Source organism: Dyella sp. 2HG41-7, from assembly GCF_021390675.1.
Taxonomy (GTDB): Bacteria; Pseudomonadota; Gammaproteobacteria; order Xanthomonadales; family Rhodanobacteraceae; genus Dyella_B.
In genome coordinates, this window is record NZ_JAJEJV010000004.1 from 17,952 (window position 1) to 33,638 (window position 15,687).

Below are 15,687 nucleotides of genomic sequence, written 5' to 3' on the forward strand. Positions count from 1 at the left end.
AAATCAGGATTCCGTGCTGAGCACACGATGCACGTCGTGCGTCACGAACGGTTTGTCCGGTGTCGGTGGATCGAGCCAGTGCGGGCGGCTTAGCGTATGACGCATGTCGGTCAATCCGCTTTGCCAATGCTCGTGCATGGTTTCCGCGCTGAATTCGTAATCTTTGTAATGCCCTTCGTAGGGCTTGTCACGATAAATGAGATGGATCAAGTTGGTAAGCGCCCCGTTGGCATAACGCTCGGCGCGATGAAACGCCGGATTATCGCGTTTGTCTTCCGGCACCAGCGCCATCAGCTCGTGCAGCAAGCGTTGCTGTTCGCGCGTTTGATGCATGTATTCGGTGACCAGGCGCGTGCGGCTTGAGTATTGAATGTCTTTCGCGCGTTCGGCCACCGTGCCCATGTCGCGCGGCAGCGCACCGACGGCGCTCCATAGATCGACCTGGAATATCAGCGAATCATGATGCGGGCGCTCGCTCAGCACTTTGTACAGCGGCGTATTGGACACCATGCCGCCATCCCAGTAGTACTCGCCATCGATCTCGACGGCGGGAAAGCCGGGCGGCAACGCGCCGGACGCCATGAAATGCTCCGGGCGCAACGTGTCGCTGCGATTGTCGAAATACGCAAAATTGCCGGTGCGCACATTTACCGCGCCGACCGATACGCGCACGCAACTGGGATGATTGATGCGGTCGAAATCGGCCAGGCGCATCAAGGTTTCGCGCAACGGCGCGGTGTCGTACCAGCTCGCGGTATCGGGCGTGCCATGCCATTGCAGAATCGGCGGCGGCATGCGCGGCTGGAAAAATCCCCACTGCCCTTCCGTCATCGCGCGCCATGCCGCCAGCGTGTTCATGCCGTCGCGAAAGATCTGCGGCAACGCCATGCCGTCGGGCCACGCAAAACCGGGACGACCCGGCCACATGGCCGATTTGCAGATGGTTTCCCAAAACTCGGTCAGTCGTTCGACGCGATGTTCGGGCGCATTGCCCGCGATGATAGCTGCGTTCAACGCACCAATCGAAATGCCGGCGATCCAGTTCGGATGCAATCCGGCTTCCGCCAGCGCTTCGTACACGCCGGCCTGATACGCGCCGAGCGCGCCACCGCCTTGCAACACGAGCGCGGTGATTTTGTAAGCGCTTTGCACCGGATGTTGCGCAGCGTGGGCCGATGATTTGTTCGCAGCCATAGCGGCTCCTAGTCGTTCTTCTCGTCGAGATAGTCGTAAACCACCGTGCCCAGATCGAGCGTGAGATCGGTGATGTAGTGCAGCGCCGATTCCACTTTCAACACCGGCAAATCGGCGACCGGCGCCAGCGCGTGCGGATGCAGCTCCAGCGATGCCGGCCCGGTCCATGCGCCCTTCAGCGTGACATGCGTCGTGTAGTAACGCACCAGCTCGCAGATGCGCGGCGTGCCGTCGACGTGCGGAATGATCTTCAACAGATAACTGGGCGCCGCCAGACCCGCGAGTATCGCCTGGCGATCCGCTTCGCGATGCTTGAAGCCCATAGTTGCTTTGGCGACGCGCACTTTGCCGTAGTCGAGCGTGCCCACCAGCGTATCGATTTCCGTTTCCAGAATCGGCGTCGCAAGTTTTTTGGGAAAACCCCACAGCTCGCGTCCGCCGGCAATCGGCGGGTGATCGTTGAGATACATCGCATGCACGTAGCCGCCAGGCTCGCCGCGAAACGTAACCGGAATCACCTGGCCCGATTCGGTGTAATCGCCGAAACCGGTCGAGTCGGGCATGCGAATGAATTCGTACTTCACCAGCGGCTCGGTGACTTCGAGCGGTTCGGGCACGACGGCGCGCAAGGCGTCCATATCCGTACGATAGGTGATAACCAGAAATTCCCGATTGACGAAACGATACGGCCCCTTGGGAAACGCGGGGCTCGTCAGCGGCATGGCGAAAGCGTTCGCCTTGACGTCAGCGATGTTCATGGACGCGTCCTTTTGAAAGTTCTGCGTGACACCGAATACGGCACATCGTCATCCGCTCCCTCTCGCGTTTGCAAAGAGGGAGCGCGCGAGGATTTACTGCATGTACCAGCCGTGGCTGACGACGACGCTTTGACCGGTCAACGCCGCACTCGGGAACGCGGCGAGGAACAGCGCCGTCTGCGCGATGTCTTCCACCGTAGTGAACACGCCGTCGACCGTGTCTTTCAGCATCACGTTCTTGATAACGTCCGCTTCGCTGATGCCAAGCTCCTTGGCTTGCTCGGGAATCTGTTTTTCCACCAGCGGCGTACGCACGAAACCGGGGCAGATCACATGCGAACGCACGTTATGCGCCGCGCCTTCTTTCGCCAGCGTGCGCGCCAAACCGAGCAGACCGTGTTTCGCCGTAACGTAGGCCGATTTCAACTTGGACGCTTCGTGCGAATGCACCGAACCCATGTAAATCACCGTGCCGCCACGGTTGTCTTTGTACATGTACTTGAGCGCAGCCTTGGTGGTGAGAAAGCCGCCATCCAGATGGATCGCCAGCATCTTTTTCCAATCGGCGAAGGCGAATTGATCGATCGGATTGATGATCTGCACGCCGGCGTTGGAGATCAAAATGTCCACGCCGCCGAAAGCCGCCGCGACTTTGTCGGTGCCGGCGTTCACGGCGTCTTCGTTGGTGACATCCATCTCGATGCCGATGGCTTTGCCGCCGGCGGCGTTGATTTCCGCCGCGGCAGCGTCGGCGGCCTGCTGATTGATATCGGCGATCGCCACCGCCGCGCCGTTCTTTGCGTAAAGCTCCGCGATAGCTTTACCCAGGCCGCTTGCCGCGCCTGTGATCAGTGCAACCTTGCCGTCGAGACTTGCCATGTGCCACTCCTGCGATGGGGTAAGGGGAACGCCGGGGCAGCACATCGGTTCGCCACAGCCTGTTTCGACGCGCGGTCGAAACAGGCCTAGGCCATGTCGCTAACGCACGCCCTCGGAGAGGTAGGTATAGCCGGTCAGCCCTTCATTCAATGTTACAAACAGGCTCTCGGCTTGATCGCCGTCTATACCGGCTGCCGAAATCCGTTCACGATAACTACGGCGTAGCGCTTCCAGGTCGTAGCCGACGTAGTCCAGCATCAGATCGGTGGTATCGCCACGGCGCTTGTGCGCGAACAGATAGTTGCCGCCATCCACACGCACGTTCACGGCATCGGTATCGCCGAATAGATTGTGGATATCGCCGAGCGTCTCCTGATACGCGCCGACCATAAAGATGCCCAGGCGATACGCCTCGCCTTCGTTCAACGCGTGCAACGGTAGACTCACGTCGACGCCTTCGGCATCCACGTAATGATCGATGCGGCCGTCGGAATCGCAGGTGAGATCCACCAGCACGCCGCGCCGCGCCGGCAGTTCGTTCAAACGCGCGATCGGCGCAATGGGGAATATCTGATCGATCGCCCACACATCCGGTATCGATTCGAACACCGAGAAATTGACAAAGTATTTGTCGACCAATTTTTCGTCGAGCTCGTCCAATGCATGACGATGCGCACGCTCGGCCGGCAGCAAGCGCGCACGCACGGCGTTGACGATGGCGTAATACAACTCGTCCAGACGCGCACGGTCCGCCAGCGACAGCTGACCCAACGCGTAAAGCGCCTGACCTTCGCTCAAGTGATGTTGCGCTTCGTGGAACAGTTCCAGCGGCGGGCGCGTATCCAGTTCGTCGTGCACTTCGCGCAGATGACGCAGCACAGCGGGCTCGTCGCTTTCGACAGGCGGCAAGCTACCGGCCGGCACCGATTCCACTTCGCTCACATTCACCACCATCACCGCGTGATGCGCGGTCATCGCGCGCCCCGCTTCGGTGATGATGTGCGGCGCTTTCAAACCTTCCGCCTCCACGGCTTCGGCCAGCGATTGCACGATGGTGGCGGCGTATTGGTCGATCGAGTAGTTGATCGAATTGTGGCTGCGCGAACGCGAGCCTTCGTAGTCCACACCCAGGCCGCCGCCGACGTCGACGATGTCCAACGGAACACCCAAATGCCTGAGTTCGACGAAGTAACGCGTCGCTTCGCGCATGCCGTTGGCGATGTCGCGCACGTTGGAAATCTGCGAACCCATATGGAAGTGCTGTAATTTCAGCGTGTGCTTCAAGCCCGCTTGATCCAGACGCTCGACCAAGGTCAGCACCTGCGCCGGCGACAAACCGAATTTGCCTTTGTCGCCGCCGGTGTTCTGCCATTTGCCTGCGCCGATCGACGCCAAGCGCACGCGCACGCCGAGCAGAGGTTCCACGCCGAGCGCTTTTGCTTCGGCGATCACATGATCGAGCTCGGACAATTTTTCGATCACGATATGAATGCGCAGACCCAGCTTGCGTCCGATCAGCGCAAGACGGATGTACTCGCGATCCTTATAGCCGTTGCAGATGACGATGGATTCGGGCCGCGCCATCGCCAGCACCGCCATCAACTCCGGCTTGGAGCCGGCTTCGAGGCCAAAACCATGCGCGCCTGCCGCTACCAACTCGGCGACCACGCCGCGCTGCTGATTCACTTTGATCGGATAGACGGCCGTGTAGCCGCCGCCGTAATTCCATGCGCCGATCGCTTTGGCGAACGCGCCCTGCAAGCGCGCGAGACGATCGGCGAGGATGTCCGGAAAGCGCACCAACAACGGCAAGCGCAAACCTTCGCCGCGCGCGCGCTCCACGATGTCTGGCAGAGAAAAACCCGGGCCGCTCGGCCCGTGCGGGCGGATCACGATATGACCGGCGTCGTTGATATCGACATAACCGTCGCCCCAATAGGGCACGGCATAGGTATGTCGGGCGGCATCAATATTCCAGGCGTTCGCCATGTGACGGAATCTCCTTGTATGGGTCGGCAAGACCTCAGGGGGATGACGTCGTCGCAGCGGCGAGCCTTGACGAACACTTGGGATGCTCTGATCCATTTTGCGTACGTGTCACCGGCAATGTCCGTTTGCAGGACACAGGACCAACGGCGAAGGCAGACTGGCGGTCTGTCGAGACGTTGGGCCAAAGGCCTGCGGACGGACATTGCCGGTGATGCATGCGCAAAATGGATCAGAACATCCCTGGCTCGCCGGCCGGAAGCCTTGCACGCCGCGGGGCCGGAGGAGCTTGGGGGCCGCCAAATCGACAGCCCGAACGCATATTGTAACGGGCAGCTGCGACAATTTGAGGTCATCCGAGCGCGCGGGGCGATTCCGTGCCCTCGCTAACGGCACGGCATGGGTCGTTGCCGCTACAATTGCGTCTCTTTATTCACGTCCCGCAGGATTCTCCGGTCATGTCGCAGCTCTCCTGGTTCACCGAAGCCCATCAGGCTTCCGGTTCCTCCATCGGTTATCGCGTTGAAAAGCTGCTGCATGCCGAGAAAACCCCGTTCCAGACGATCGAGATCTACCAGACCACCGACTGGGGCAACCTGATGGTGATCGACGGCTGCGTGATGCTCACCAGCCGCGACAATTTCCTCTATCACGAGATGATGACCCACCCGGCGCTGTTCACCCATGCGCGCGCCAAGCGCGTGGTGATCATCGGCGGCGGCGATTGCGGCACGCTGCGCGAAGTGCTCAAGCATGAAGAGGTCGAGCACGCCGCTCAGGTGGAAATCGACGAGCGCGTGACGCGTCTGGCCGAGCAGTACTTCCCCGAGCTGTGCGAATCCAATAACGATCCGCGCGCGGAGCTGCTCTTTATCGACGGCATCAAATACATGGCCGAAGCGGAGCCGGAATCGCTGGATCTAGTGATCGTGGATTCGACCGATCCGGTCGGTCCGGCCGAAGGCCTGTTCAATGCCGCGTTCTACACCAGCTGCTTCAAGGCGCTGCGTCACGGCGGCATTCTGGTGCAGCAGAGCGAATCGCCGATCGCGCATCTTGAGTTGATCAAGTCGATGCGCTCCGCCATGCGCACCGCCGGTTTCAGCGCCGTGAAAACCCTGCCGTTCCCGCAGCCGTGCTATCCCACGGGCTGGTGGAGCTGCACGATGGCGCGCAAGGGCGGCGATCTGGCCGGCTTCCGCGAGCGTGGCGCGATCAGCAAGAACTTCCCCACGCGCTACTACAACGCGGACACCCATAAGGGCGCACTGGCGACGCCGGAATTCATGCGCGAAGCGTTGGGCGACTAAAGCCTGCGTCCGACTCGTCGAGTCGGACGGCGCATTAGAAAATCCGAGAGCGCACCTTCGGCATCACCACGATGGCGAGGGTGGCGAGTGGGCCGAACACCAGCGAGAGCAGGAACCACACCAGACCGTTGCGATTCTTGCCTTGCGCCAGACCGGCATTGATCAAGGCTAGCGTGCCCCATCCGGCAAACCATGGGGCGGCCCCCTGAGCCAAATTCGAAAACTGCTCCACAGCGGTCTCCTGCGTACAAGGTGGGCGGGCGGTCCTGCATGCTACAGGAGCTTGGCCCGGCGTGACCATGCTGGAACTTCTTCGAAAGTGCCTGAATCGTCGTTCAGAACCCCACCATTCCGCCCCGTTATGCTGGCGGCTTTATGATGGTCGGAGTTCCCTCCATGCGTGGTTGGCGCGTCTTAGCTTTCACCCTGGCCTGTGCGCTGAGCGCAACCGCGGCCGCTGCCCAGGCTCAGGCAGACACCCCCAAAAACGATATCAAAGCGGCGCAGGCACGCCAAAAAGCGCTAATCAGCTTTCAAACCGACCTGATCAACGTGCTCGCTCCGAGCGGCGATGCCGATCGCCTGCTGGCTGCGGCCCTGATGGCGCGTCCGCTTCCGAATCCGGGCAAGCTGAATAACTTTCACACCCTGATCGAACGCGCCGCGCATGTGGACGGCGCCGGCCCCGCCGTGAGCTGGGCGCGTCTGGCCGATTGCGATGCGAACGCCCACAGCTGTCCCAACAGCGCCGCGCTGGACCAATTGGTGCAGCAAGCGCCGGACAACGCCGCGGTCTGGCTGGTCAAACTCAGCCAGGACGTGAACACCTTAAAGAAGGACGACGCCCGGCAGGATCTGGCCAAAGCCGCATCCGCCCAGCTGTATGACGACTACAGCGGTATCGCACTCAAAGTACTGGCCAATGCGGCCACCATGCTGCCGCCGCCCAGCGCCACGCTCGATCCGAATTCCAACGCGGGCGTGAATGGCGTGCAGACGCTGATCGTGTTCAGTTCGGCCGTTTCCATGCCGCAGCCGGCCTTACGCGACGCCGCCACCTACTGCGAACAGCAGGCGCCCAACGATGCCTCGGTCAAAGACGACTGCCTGAAACTCGGCAAAGTTTTGGAATGGGGCTCCAGTCCGTTGGCCCGTTCGCTCGGCTTGCATCTGCGCGAAGTGCTCAACGGCGACGCGTCCCAGCAGCAAGATGCGCAAAACGCGCGCCGCAACCTGGTGTGGCAGGTGCAGAACTTCGCCCAGCTTTCCTTGCGCGCTCAGAACGACAAAGCGCAATCGCAACACCTGCTGGCGCTCGCGCGCAGCGGCGGCACGCAAATGAGCCTGGTGCTGGCGGCGCTGCATGACACTGGCATTCCGACCGATGCCCCGGCCGATTGGCAGCCGCAGAAAGCCGAATGATCGAAAAGGGGCCGATGGCCCCTTTTTTTACCCTGTTCCCTAAATCCCCATTCCCCCGCTAACCTTGACCCCACCTCAGGGCCATAAGGGGTACCCGATGCTTACGGTGTTGGTAGCAAGCAGCAAAGGCGGTTGCGGCAAGAGCACGCTAGTGACGCAGCTCGCCTCACATTGGGCGCAGGACGGAAAACGCACCGCTATCGTCGATAGCGATCCGCAGGGCTCCAGCTATCGCTGGGCGACCTTGCGTCCGGACAACGTGCCAGGCGTGCTGGCGGTCGAAGGCGGTCGCCGGGCGTTGGACAAACTGCCCGAAGACACGGAACGCGTGCTGATCGACACCGCGGCCGGCTCGCACGAAAAAGAGCTCGAACCGTATCTGGAGAAGGCCGACGTCATCCTGGTGCCGGTGCTTCCTTCGTCCTTCGATCTGCACGCCACACTCGGTTTTCTCACTCACCTGCGTAGCATTAGCCGCATCAAGCGCGGCAAGTTGCCCGTGGCCTTGGTTGGCAATCGCCTCAAACCGTGGACGCACGCCAGCCAGGAAGCCGTCGCGCAACTAGCCGAAGAGGCGCCGTTCCCGGTGGTGGCGCAGTTGCGCGACACCCAGGCGTACGTGCTGCTAACGTCGCTCGGCAAGGGCATTTTCGATTACGGGTCCGAGCAAGTACGCGGACATCAACAGGATTGGACGCCACTGCTTCGTTGGATCAAGAGGCACCAATGAAGGTGTTCAGCATCCATGAACCAGAACACTCTTCAGGAGAACTCACGACCATGCACGAACTGATTCTGCTACGACACGCCGAAGCCCAACCCGCCTCGCCCGGCGGTGAAGATACGGTGCGTCGACTCAGCGGTCGTGGCGAACAGGAAGCGCGCGCCGCCGGCGCGTGGCTGAAGGCGCACGGCAAGCGGCCCGATCGCGTGCTTTGCTCACCGTCCGAGCGCACCTGCGCCACGGCCACGCTGGCGCTGTCTGCCATCGACCGCAGCCCTTCGCCGCAAACGGCGTCGGAAATCTACAACGCGACGCCCGGCGAATTGCTGGCGCTGCTCGATCAGCATGGCGATGCGCACACCGTCATGCTGGTGGGCCACAACCCCGGTATCGAGCGGCTGGTCGCCTTGTTGGTCGAAGGGCGTTCGGACGAATTTCGTGGCATGCCGCCGGCCGGATTGGCCGTGCTTCACCTGGATGGCCCGCTGGAACCGGGCAACGCACGACTGGATGCGTTCTGGTCGCCATGATGCGTTGTTTGCGCATTTTGCGTAAACAGCCATGGAGGCGCACTGCATCATTGTTACTTCTATCGTTGCCGCTACTCGCCGCTGCGAAGGGCACCGATTACCGCATCGATCCCGATACATCCGTAGCCGTATTCCGCGTGCGCTTGTTCTGGTTCGATAACGTCAACGGACATTTCACGCACGTCGACGGCGATGTCTCGCCGGGCCCGCGTCCCGGCAGCCTGGTAGTGGACGCCACCGTTCCCGTGGAAAGCGTGTCGATGCCAACGCGACGCATGCGTCAATGGGTACTCGCGCCGGCGTTCTTCGACGCCGGGCATCACCCGACCATTCACTTCGTATCCAATCCCGTTGCACAAAGCGATTTGGAGCGCGGCGGCACCTTGACCGGATTCATCACGCTGCGCGGCATCACCGCACCGATCGCGTTCACCGTCGACCCCGAGCAATGCGAGCCGTCGGCGATAACGTCCTGCAAAATCGTACTGCGCGGCATCCTTCAACGCAGCACGTTCGGCATGACCAGCGACCGCCTGGCGATCTCCGACAACGTCGACCTGAACCTGAGCATCACGCTGCAACGCGAAACGCGCTGAAGCGCAGCTATGATGGGTTCGCTTGATACTCGCTTCCATGCAGGAAACGTCGGCGTGCCAACCGGGAATGTGAAATGTATGTGGCGAGATGAGCGGCCCATGGCAGCGATCCATCGTCCGTCTCCGCGTAGTTCGCGCGGGCAACGATCGCGTATGCATTGAGCGACATCCCGCATGCTCATGCGCTGCCGCCCCCTGTTGATTCTGTTGTTGTCGAGCGTCCTGCTGCAGGGCTGCACGTTGACGCACGCGCAAATCAAGCGAGCCGATACCGTCGTCACCGCACGCATGGATCGCGACACGACATGCGACCGCGACGACCATTGCGCCACGCCTTCGCCCTTGCTCGACGCAGCGGACAAAGCGCTGGCCGATTCCACGCCCGATAAACCCGAACACGTCGTCACCTTGCTCGACGACAGCCAAGCAGCCATGGTGGCGCGCATCAATCTGATTCGCGCCGCGAAAAAGTCGATCGATGTGCAGACCTACATCTGGGACCAGGACGACATCGGCGAGCTGGCGCTCAGCGAACTGATTGGCGCCGCGCGACGTGGCGTGCAAGTACGCATTCTCGCCGACCAGCTTTTTTCGTTCGAAGATCCCAACCTGCTCGCGCAGTTGGCATTAGTCAGTCCGAATCTACAGATTCGGTTGTACAACCCCACGTTCCACAATTCGCAAACACCGCCGCTCGAATTTGCCGCCGGCATCGTGTGCTGCTTTATGAAATTCAACCAGCGCATGCACAACAAACTGTTGCTGGTGGACGACGCCATCGGCATCACGGGCGGGCGCAATTACCAGGATCGCTACTTCAACTGGGATAACGATTTCGATTACGTCGACCGCGACGTAATGGTCGGCGGCCCCGTTGCAAACGATATGGCGACAAGTTTCAACCTGTTCTGGAATCACAAACGCGCCGTGCCGTTGACGCATCTGCGCGACGTGAATCGACTGATCGTGCGCGATCCTCCACCGCAGGCTTGGCCCGGTCCGCACTATGTCTATCCCGCGCGAGTCGCCGTTACGCAGCAAGAAGCGGAAGACAACGATTGGCTCACCGAGCATCTGCTCGACGACAGCATGTCCGTCAGCAAGGTGGAGTTTTTCAGCGACCTTCCCGCCAAGACCGAAGAGCCTTCGCGACGCGAATCGCGCGAATTCACCGCGCATCTGATGCACCTGGTAGACAACGCCAAGAAAGAGGTGATTCTGCAAACGCCGTATCTGGTGATGAGTCGTCGTGCGGAAAAGATCTTCAAGCAACTGCATCGCGACAACCCTTCGCCGCAAATCGTCGTTTCTACCAACTCGTTGGCGTCCACCGACGCGTTTGCGGTTTACGCGCTTTCCTATAAGCGCCGCAGAACCTATCTGACGAAGTTCGGTTTCGATATCTACGAAATGAAACCGCGCGCCGAGTTTGCGAACGACGCCTATCTGCAAGCCAACGTCGACGATGAAGAACAAGGGCCACCGAGCACCGCCGGCAGCACCGGAAAATCGCATAAACGATTCCCGGGCACCGATCGCCGTCCCGGCTTTTTCGGCAGCATGGGCCGCCGCAATCGCCCCGCCCCGCTGATCAGCCCCGGTCGCCGCTTCGGCCTTCACGCCAAATCGCTGGTGGTGGACGACGACTTGGCGATGGTCGGTTCGCACAACTTCGATCCGCGCTCCGATCACTACAACACCGAAGCGGGCGTGATCGTCTACGACCACGGCTTTGCGTCGGAACTGCGCGATTCCATTCTTGAAGCGACGCAACCGCAAAATGCGTGGACCATCGCGCCGCGCAAGCCGACCATTCCGATACTCGGCCAAATCAGCCAAGTCATCAGCGCCGTCTCCGACAAGCTTCCGTTGTTCGACATCTGGCCGTTCCGCTACGCCACCAGTTACGAACTCAAGCCCGATTGCCCGCCGATGCAGCCGTCCAATCCGGATTTCACGCGCTGCTATGCGCCCGTGGGCGATTTCCCGGATGTCGCCATTTCACCGAAGCTGATTTACACACGGTTGATCACGGCGTTTGGCGCGGGCGTGCAAGGCGTGCTCTGAGCGGGAATCGCATTCAGAGCATCTGCTCATACATAAAATAGTGGCACTGCTCCATGCCGAGATCTCGATACGTGTTCTGCGCGCGCACGTTCTCGGTTTCCACATACAACCGTAAACCCACTGCGCCTGCTTGCTTCGCGCGCTGTGATACATCGCGATACATCGCACGAAACACACCGCTGCGGCGCGCTTCGGGCGCCACGTACACGCTCTGGATCCACCAGAAATCGCCGTTGCGCCAATCGCTCCATTCGTACGTCACCATCAAGCAACCGGCCGCGCGTCCGTCAAGCTCCGCCACCAAATAGAAGCCGCGGCGCGGCTCGTCCATCACGGCGGTGACACCGCGCAACAACACCTGCGGATCGAGCCGCTTTTGCTCGGTTTCCCACGCCATCGCGGCGTTCCACTCGGCCACGATGGCAATATCCCCGCGCTGCGCAGGGCGTACGTTCAATGTCGACACGCTTCGAACCTCATTTCAAGTTTTGCGCCGCGCGCGCGAGGCGCCCAGCTTGCGAGTAAGCGTATTGCGTCCGACGCCCAGTGCCGCCGCGGCATGCTGACGATGACCATCGTTGGCAGCCAACGCCGCCTCCATTAATACGCGATCCAACGCCTCGCGTGCGCGCGTGTGGATATCCGCCTCGCCATGCTCCAGCGCGCGATCGGCCCAGTCGCGCAGCGCATCCGTCCAATCGCCGCGCTGCGTATCGATGGATTTACCCAGATCGGTCGGCAGAATTTCCGAACCGGCAGCGATCACCGACAGACGTCGACAGAGATTTTCCAGCTCGCGCACGTTGCCCGGAAAATCGCGCTGCAAAATCGCCTTGAGCGCCGCCTTGGAAAAACGCTTGGGCGGAAGCTTGAGTTCTTGCACGGCGCTGGCGAGAAAGTGTTGCGCCAGTTGCGGAATATCGCTGCGTCGTTGCCGCAATGGCGGCAGTTCGATCCGCACCACGTCGAGACGATGCTTCAGGTCGGCGCGAAACTGCCCCGCCGCCACGCGCGCATCCAAATCCTGGTGCGTGGCCGCGATGATGCGCACGTTGCAGCGAATCAACTCGCGCCCGCCGACGCGATAGAATTCGCCGCCAGCCAATACACGCAGCAGACGTGTCTGCAGAATTAGCGGCATATCGCCGATTTCGTCGAGAAACAGCGTGCCGCCTTCCGCCTGCTCGAAGCGGCCCGAAACACGCCGCGTCGCACCCGTGAACGCGCCGGCTTCATGGCCGAACAATTCGCTTTCCAGCAATTCGCTCGGAATCGCCGCGGTATTCAATGCAACAAAAGGTTTGCCGCGCCGCGCGCTTTCTTCATGCAGCGCGCGCGCCACTAATTCTTTGCCGGTGCCGGTTTCGCCGGTGACCAGCGCGTTGAGGTCACTGGCGGCCACGCGACCGATCAGCCGAAACACCTCGCGCATCTGCACGCTTTCGCCAAGCAGCGCGTGCGCTGCCGTGGCGGCGACGGCAGGCGCAATCTCCGCATGCGGCGCATCCGCCAACGCACGCTGCACAGAAGCGAGCGCCTGATCCAGATCGAACGGCTTGGCAAGATAATCCACCGCGCCGGCGCGATACGCGGCGGCGGTGGTCGCCACATCGGTATAGGCGCTCATCACGATCACGGGACCGATGTTTTGCGCGCGCAATTCGTCGAGCAGCGCCAAGCCACCTTCGCCAGGCATGCGTACATCGGTAATCACTAGCGCCGGCGTCGTATCGCGCAATGCTTTGCGCGCACTGGCGGCATCTTCGAATTCGCGCACGTCCAAATCGGCATCGCGTAATGCTTCGGCCAATACAAAGCGCACGCCGCGATCGTCGTCGATAATCCAGATGCCGGCTCGATCATTCGATTTAGCCATGAGCACGCCCCGTCGTTGCCGCGACGCCGGTGCGCGGCGGCAAGGGTAAATAGAGAGAAAACACGGTTTCGCCAGGACGACTGACGTAGCGCAATTCGCCGCCATGCTCGTGCGCGATTTCCCGCGACAACGCCAAGCCCAGTCCGGTGCCATCCGCACGTCCCGACACCAGCGGCTCGAACAAGGTTTCGCGCAACGCGGCGGGAACGCCCGGACCGTCGTCGATCACATCCAGGCGCAACGCGCTACGAAACATGCGCTCGCCCAAACGCACGCCGTGTTCGACGCGGCTGCGTAACGTCAATGTTTTCGCGCCCGCTTCAATCGCGTTGCGTGCAAGGTTGAGCATCACCTGCTGCAGACGATCAGCATCGCCTTCGATGTCCGGCAAGCTGGGATCGTAGTCGTGACGCAAGCGTGGTGACGAAGGTTCGGCACGAATCAATTCGCCGAGCCGATCGAACAATTGATGCAAGTTCACCGGGCCCAAGCGCGGCGCGCCATCGTGATGCAGCAAACGATTCGCCAGATCGGCGAGTCGATCCGCCTCTGCGATCACCATGCCGGCGAGCGCCTGCATATCCGCATCGTCCAACCGACGCTGCAGCAATTGCGCCGCACCACGCAAACCCGCGAGCGGATTTTTGACCTCGTGCGCAAAACCACGCAACGTCGCCGACAACGGCGACACGGCCAAAGGCGTTTCCGCCAGCGCATGCACTTCCACCAACAACGTGCCGGCTTCGAGCGGCTGCAACGACACATCCACACGTTGATTGCCTTGTCCGCCGGGCAACAACACTGCGCGACATTGCACCGATCGCTGCTCCGCCAAACTCCGTGCCGCCTGCTCGGCGACTTCGACGTCCTGCAGCACCGCGATCAACGGCTGACCTTGCGCATGGCGCAAACCCAGCCCCAACAATTCCGCCAGCGCCGGATTGATCCACTGGACGCGCAAGCCCTCGTCGACCACCGCCAAACCGGTCGACATCTGTTCCGCCCAGCTTTTGGACTGCAGGTCGCTCATTGCACCAATAATGGACAATGCGCCGGGTTGGTGCAAATTGCCAGAAGGCAATAGAGCCGAACAGGGTCTGCCTATTATTGACTACACGCGTAGTTACGAGTTAGCGTGACTACACGTGTAGTCACGGAGTGAGCGATGTCGACAATATGCAGGGCGTGGGTAGCAGTCATCCTTGGCGTGGCCTCCATGCATGCGGCTTCAGGGGCCACAGCTTGTTCGGCTACCGGCTCGACTTTCCAGGCGGAAAGCATCAGCTACCACCGGCAATTTGTTCCAGTGGCAGATGGCGTGCGGCTGGAAGTGCTCGATTGGGGCGGAACCGGGCGGCCACTGGTGCTCTTGTCGGGACTTGGCAATACGGCGCATGTGTTCGATTCGATCGCTCCGGAACTTGCGCACCATTTTCACGTTTATGGCATCACCAGACGCGGTTTCGGAGCATCGTCCGTGCCCAAGAGCGGCTATGGCGCGAACCGGTTGGCCGATGACGTCATGGCCGTCGTCAAAGCACTCGACATTCATCGCCCCATCCTCGCCGGTCATTCAATCGCCGGCGAGGAATTAAGCGCGATAGGGGCACATTATCAAGACAAAATTGCTGGATTGATCTACCTTGATGCCGCGCACGAATATGCGATCTACGATCAGGAACGCGGAGCCTATCTTCCTGACTTGAGTCATCTGGCCACGCAGATATCGCGCATACACGATGATCCGACAGACAAGTCGCAGATGACTAAGCTGTTGAATGAAGTCTCTGCGCTGCAACGAAGTCTTGGAAGCGAACTTGCGGCGATAGCCACGGATGACGCAAGCACAGCCGGGGCTGGGCCGTCTGGACCTACGCCCGAAGATCTGGCCAGTTTTCCCGCGTTTCGTTGTTTCGTCTCTGCGCAACTCGGGGGAGTGATTCCTGAAGATGAGATACGTCAGACGTTTGCGGCAAGCGTCACGGGTGGCGTCGGAAAGCAGAAAGCACCGGCGTTCGTTTACAACGCCATCCTTGAAGGCGAAGAGCGCTTCCACGCGCCCGACGTGCCCATACTCTCCATCGTCCCCGTCCCACGTGCGTCAGATCTTCCGGTCGGCAGTGATGCGGCGAAGCGCCAGGCGGCGGATGCGATGCACACTCGAGTGCAGGAGCAAGAGATCGCTACGCTTCAGCGTCAACAACCATCAGCAAAGATCGTGCGGATACCGCACGGCCATCACTTTGTGTTCCTGTCCAATCCCGCTGATGTAGTGAGTGCCATGACCAGGTTTGGAGAGCAGTTACCTTAGGTCTGCTCCCGGCCGGTTTCGGCGGATGGACCCC

General features: G+C 60.9%; 15 protein-coding genes. 7 read left to right on the forward strand and 8 right to left on the reverse strand.

Annotated features, from left to right (window positions below; genetic code table 11):
* Positions 1-3: 3 nt before the first annotated feature.
* From L0U79_RS01535 to speA, 4 genes are all read right to left on the reverse strand, one after another.
* Positions 4-1,194, reverse strand: a complete 1,191-nt coding sequence (locus tag L0U79_RS01535; RefSeq protein WP_233840130.1) for a patatin-like phospholipase family protein — start codon at positions 1,192-1,194, stop codon at positions 4-6.
* A gap of 8 nt (positions 1,195-1,202) precedes the next feature.
* The gene (locus tag L0U79_RS01540; RefSeq protein ID WP_233840131.1) at positions 1,203-1,952 is read right to left on the reverse strand and encodes an acetoacetate decarboxylase; all 750 of its coding nucleotides are present in this window, start codon (positions 1,950-1,952) and stop codon (positions 1,203-1,205) included.
* Between the two features lie 93 nt (positions 1,953-2,045).
* Positions 2,046-2,831, reverse strand: coding sequence for a 3-hydroxybutyrate dehydrogenase (locus tag L0U79_RS01545; RefSeq protein ID WP_233840132.1), 786 nt, complete (start codon positions 2,829-2,831; stop codon positions 2,046-2,048).
* A gap of 99 nt (positions 2,832-2,930) precedes the next feature.
* Entirely contained in the window at positions 2,931-4,820 is a 1,890-nt protein-coding gene (gene speA / locus L0U79_RS01550) for an arginine decarboxylase (RefSeq protein ID WP_233840133.1), read from the reverse strand.
* A 455-nt stretch (positions 4,821-5,275) separates the two neighbouring features.
* On the opposite strand from speA, the gene speE reads away from it, so the two are divergent.
* Entirely contained in the window at positions 5,276-6,127 is an 852-nt protein-coding gene (speE, locus tag L0U79_RS01555) for a polyamine aminopropyltransferase (RefSeq protein ID WP_233840134.1), read from the forward strand.
* A gap of 34 nt (positions 6,128-6,161) precedes the next feature.
* Here the strand turns inward: speE and L0U79_RS01560 are convergent, their stop codons facing one another.
* A complete protein-coding gene (locus L0U79_RS01560; protein WP_233840135.1) occupies positions 6,162-6,359 on the reverse strand; it encodes an antitermination protein NusB in 198 nt (65 codons plus the stop codon).
* 164 nt (positions 6,360-6,523) lie between these two features.
* On the opposite strand from L0U79_RS01560, the gene L0U79_RS01565 reads away from it, so the two are divergent.
* From L0U79_RS01565 to L0U79_RS01585, 5 genes are all read left to right on the forward strand, one after another.
* The gene (locus L0U79_RS01565) at positions 6,524-7,549 is read left to right on the forward strand and encodes a hypothetical protein (RefSeq protein WP_233840136.1); all 1,026 of its coding nucleotides are present in this window, start codon (positions 6,524-6,526) and stop codon (positions 7,547-7,549) included.
* 97 nt (positions 7,550-7,646) lie between these two features.
* On the forward strand, positions 7,647-8,279 hold the full coding sequence (locus tag L0U79_RS01570; RefSeq protein WP_233840137.1) for an AAA family ATPase: 633 nt from the start codon (positions 7,647-7,649) through the stop codon (positions 8,277-8,279).
* Positions 8,280-8,329: 50 nt separating this feature from the next.
* The gene (locus L0U79_RS01575; RefSeq protein ID WP_233840138.1) at positions 8,330-8,803 is read left to right on the forward strand and encodes a histidine phosphatase family protein; all 474 of its coding nucleotides are present in this window, start codon (positions 8,330-8,332) and stop codon (positions 8,801-8,803) included.
* 50 nt (positions 8,804-8,853) lie between these two features.
* Complete coding sequence (locus tag L0U79_RS01580; RefSeq protein WP_233840139.1) at positions 8,854-9,399, forward strand: YceI family protein; 546 nt, start codon at positions 8,854-8,856, stop codon at positions 9,397-9,399.
* Positions 9,400-9,573: 174 nt separating this feature from the next.
* Positions 9,574-11,466, forward strand: coding sequence for a phospholipase D family protein (locus L0U79_RS01585; protein WP_233840140.1), 1,893 nt, complete (start codon positions 9,574-9,576; stop codon positions 11,464-11,466).
* A 13-nt stretch (positions 11,467-11,479) separates the two neighbouring features.
* Here the strand turns inward: L0U79_RS01585 and L0U79_RS01590 are convergent, their stop codons facing one another.
* From L0U79_RS01590 to L0U79_RS01600, 3 genes are read right to left on the reverse strand one after another with little or no spacing between them, the layout of a single operon-like run.
* Positions 11,480-11,932: a GNAT family N-acetyltransferase gene (locus L0U79_RS01590; protein ID WP_233840141.1), complete on the reverse strand. Its 453-nt coding sequence runs from the start codon at positions 11,930-11,932 to the stop codon at positions 11,480-11,482.
* Between the two features lie 15 nt (positions 11,933-11,947).
* The gene (gene ntrC / locus L0U79_RS01595; protein ID WP_233840142.1) at positions 11,948-13,342 is read right to left on the reverse strand and encodes a nitrogen regulation protein NR(I); all 1,395 of its coding nucleotides are present in this window, start codon (positions 13,340-13,342) and stop codon (positions 11,948-11,950) included.
* The gene (locus L0U79_RS01600; RefSeq protein WP_233840143.1) at positions 13,335-14,372 is read right to left on the reverse strand and encodes an ATP-binding protein; all 1,038 of its coding nucleotides are present in this window, start codon (positions 14,370-14,372) and stop codon (positions 13,335-13,337) included. The genes ntrC and L0U79_RS01600 overlap by 8 nt, the downstream gene beginning before the upstream one ends.
* 135 nt (positions 14,373-14,507) lie before the next feature.
* Between L0U79_RS01600 and L0U79_RS01605 the strand changes: the two genes are divergently transcribed.
* Positions 14,508-15,653 carry an alpha/beta hydrolase gene (locus L0U79_RS01605; protein ID WP_233840144.1) on the forward strand — a complete coding sequence of 382 codons (1,146 nt, stop codon included), beginning with the start codon at positions 14,508-14,510 and terminating at the stop codon, positions 15,651-15,653.
* Positions 15,654-15,687: the final 34 nt, after the last annotated feature.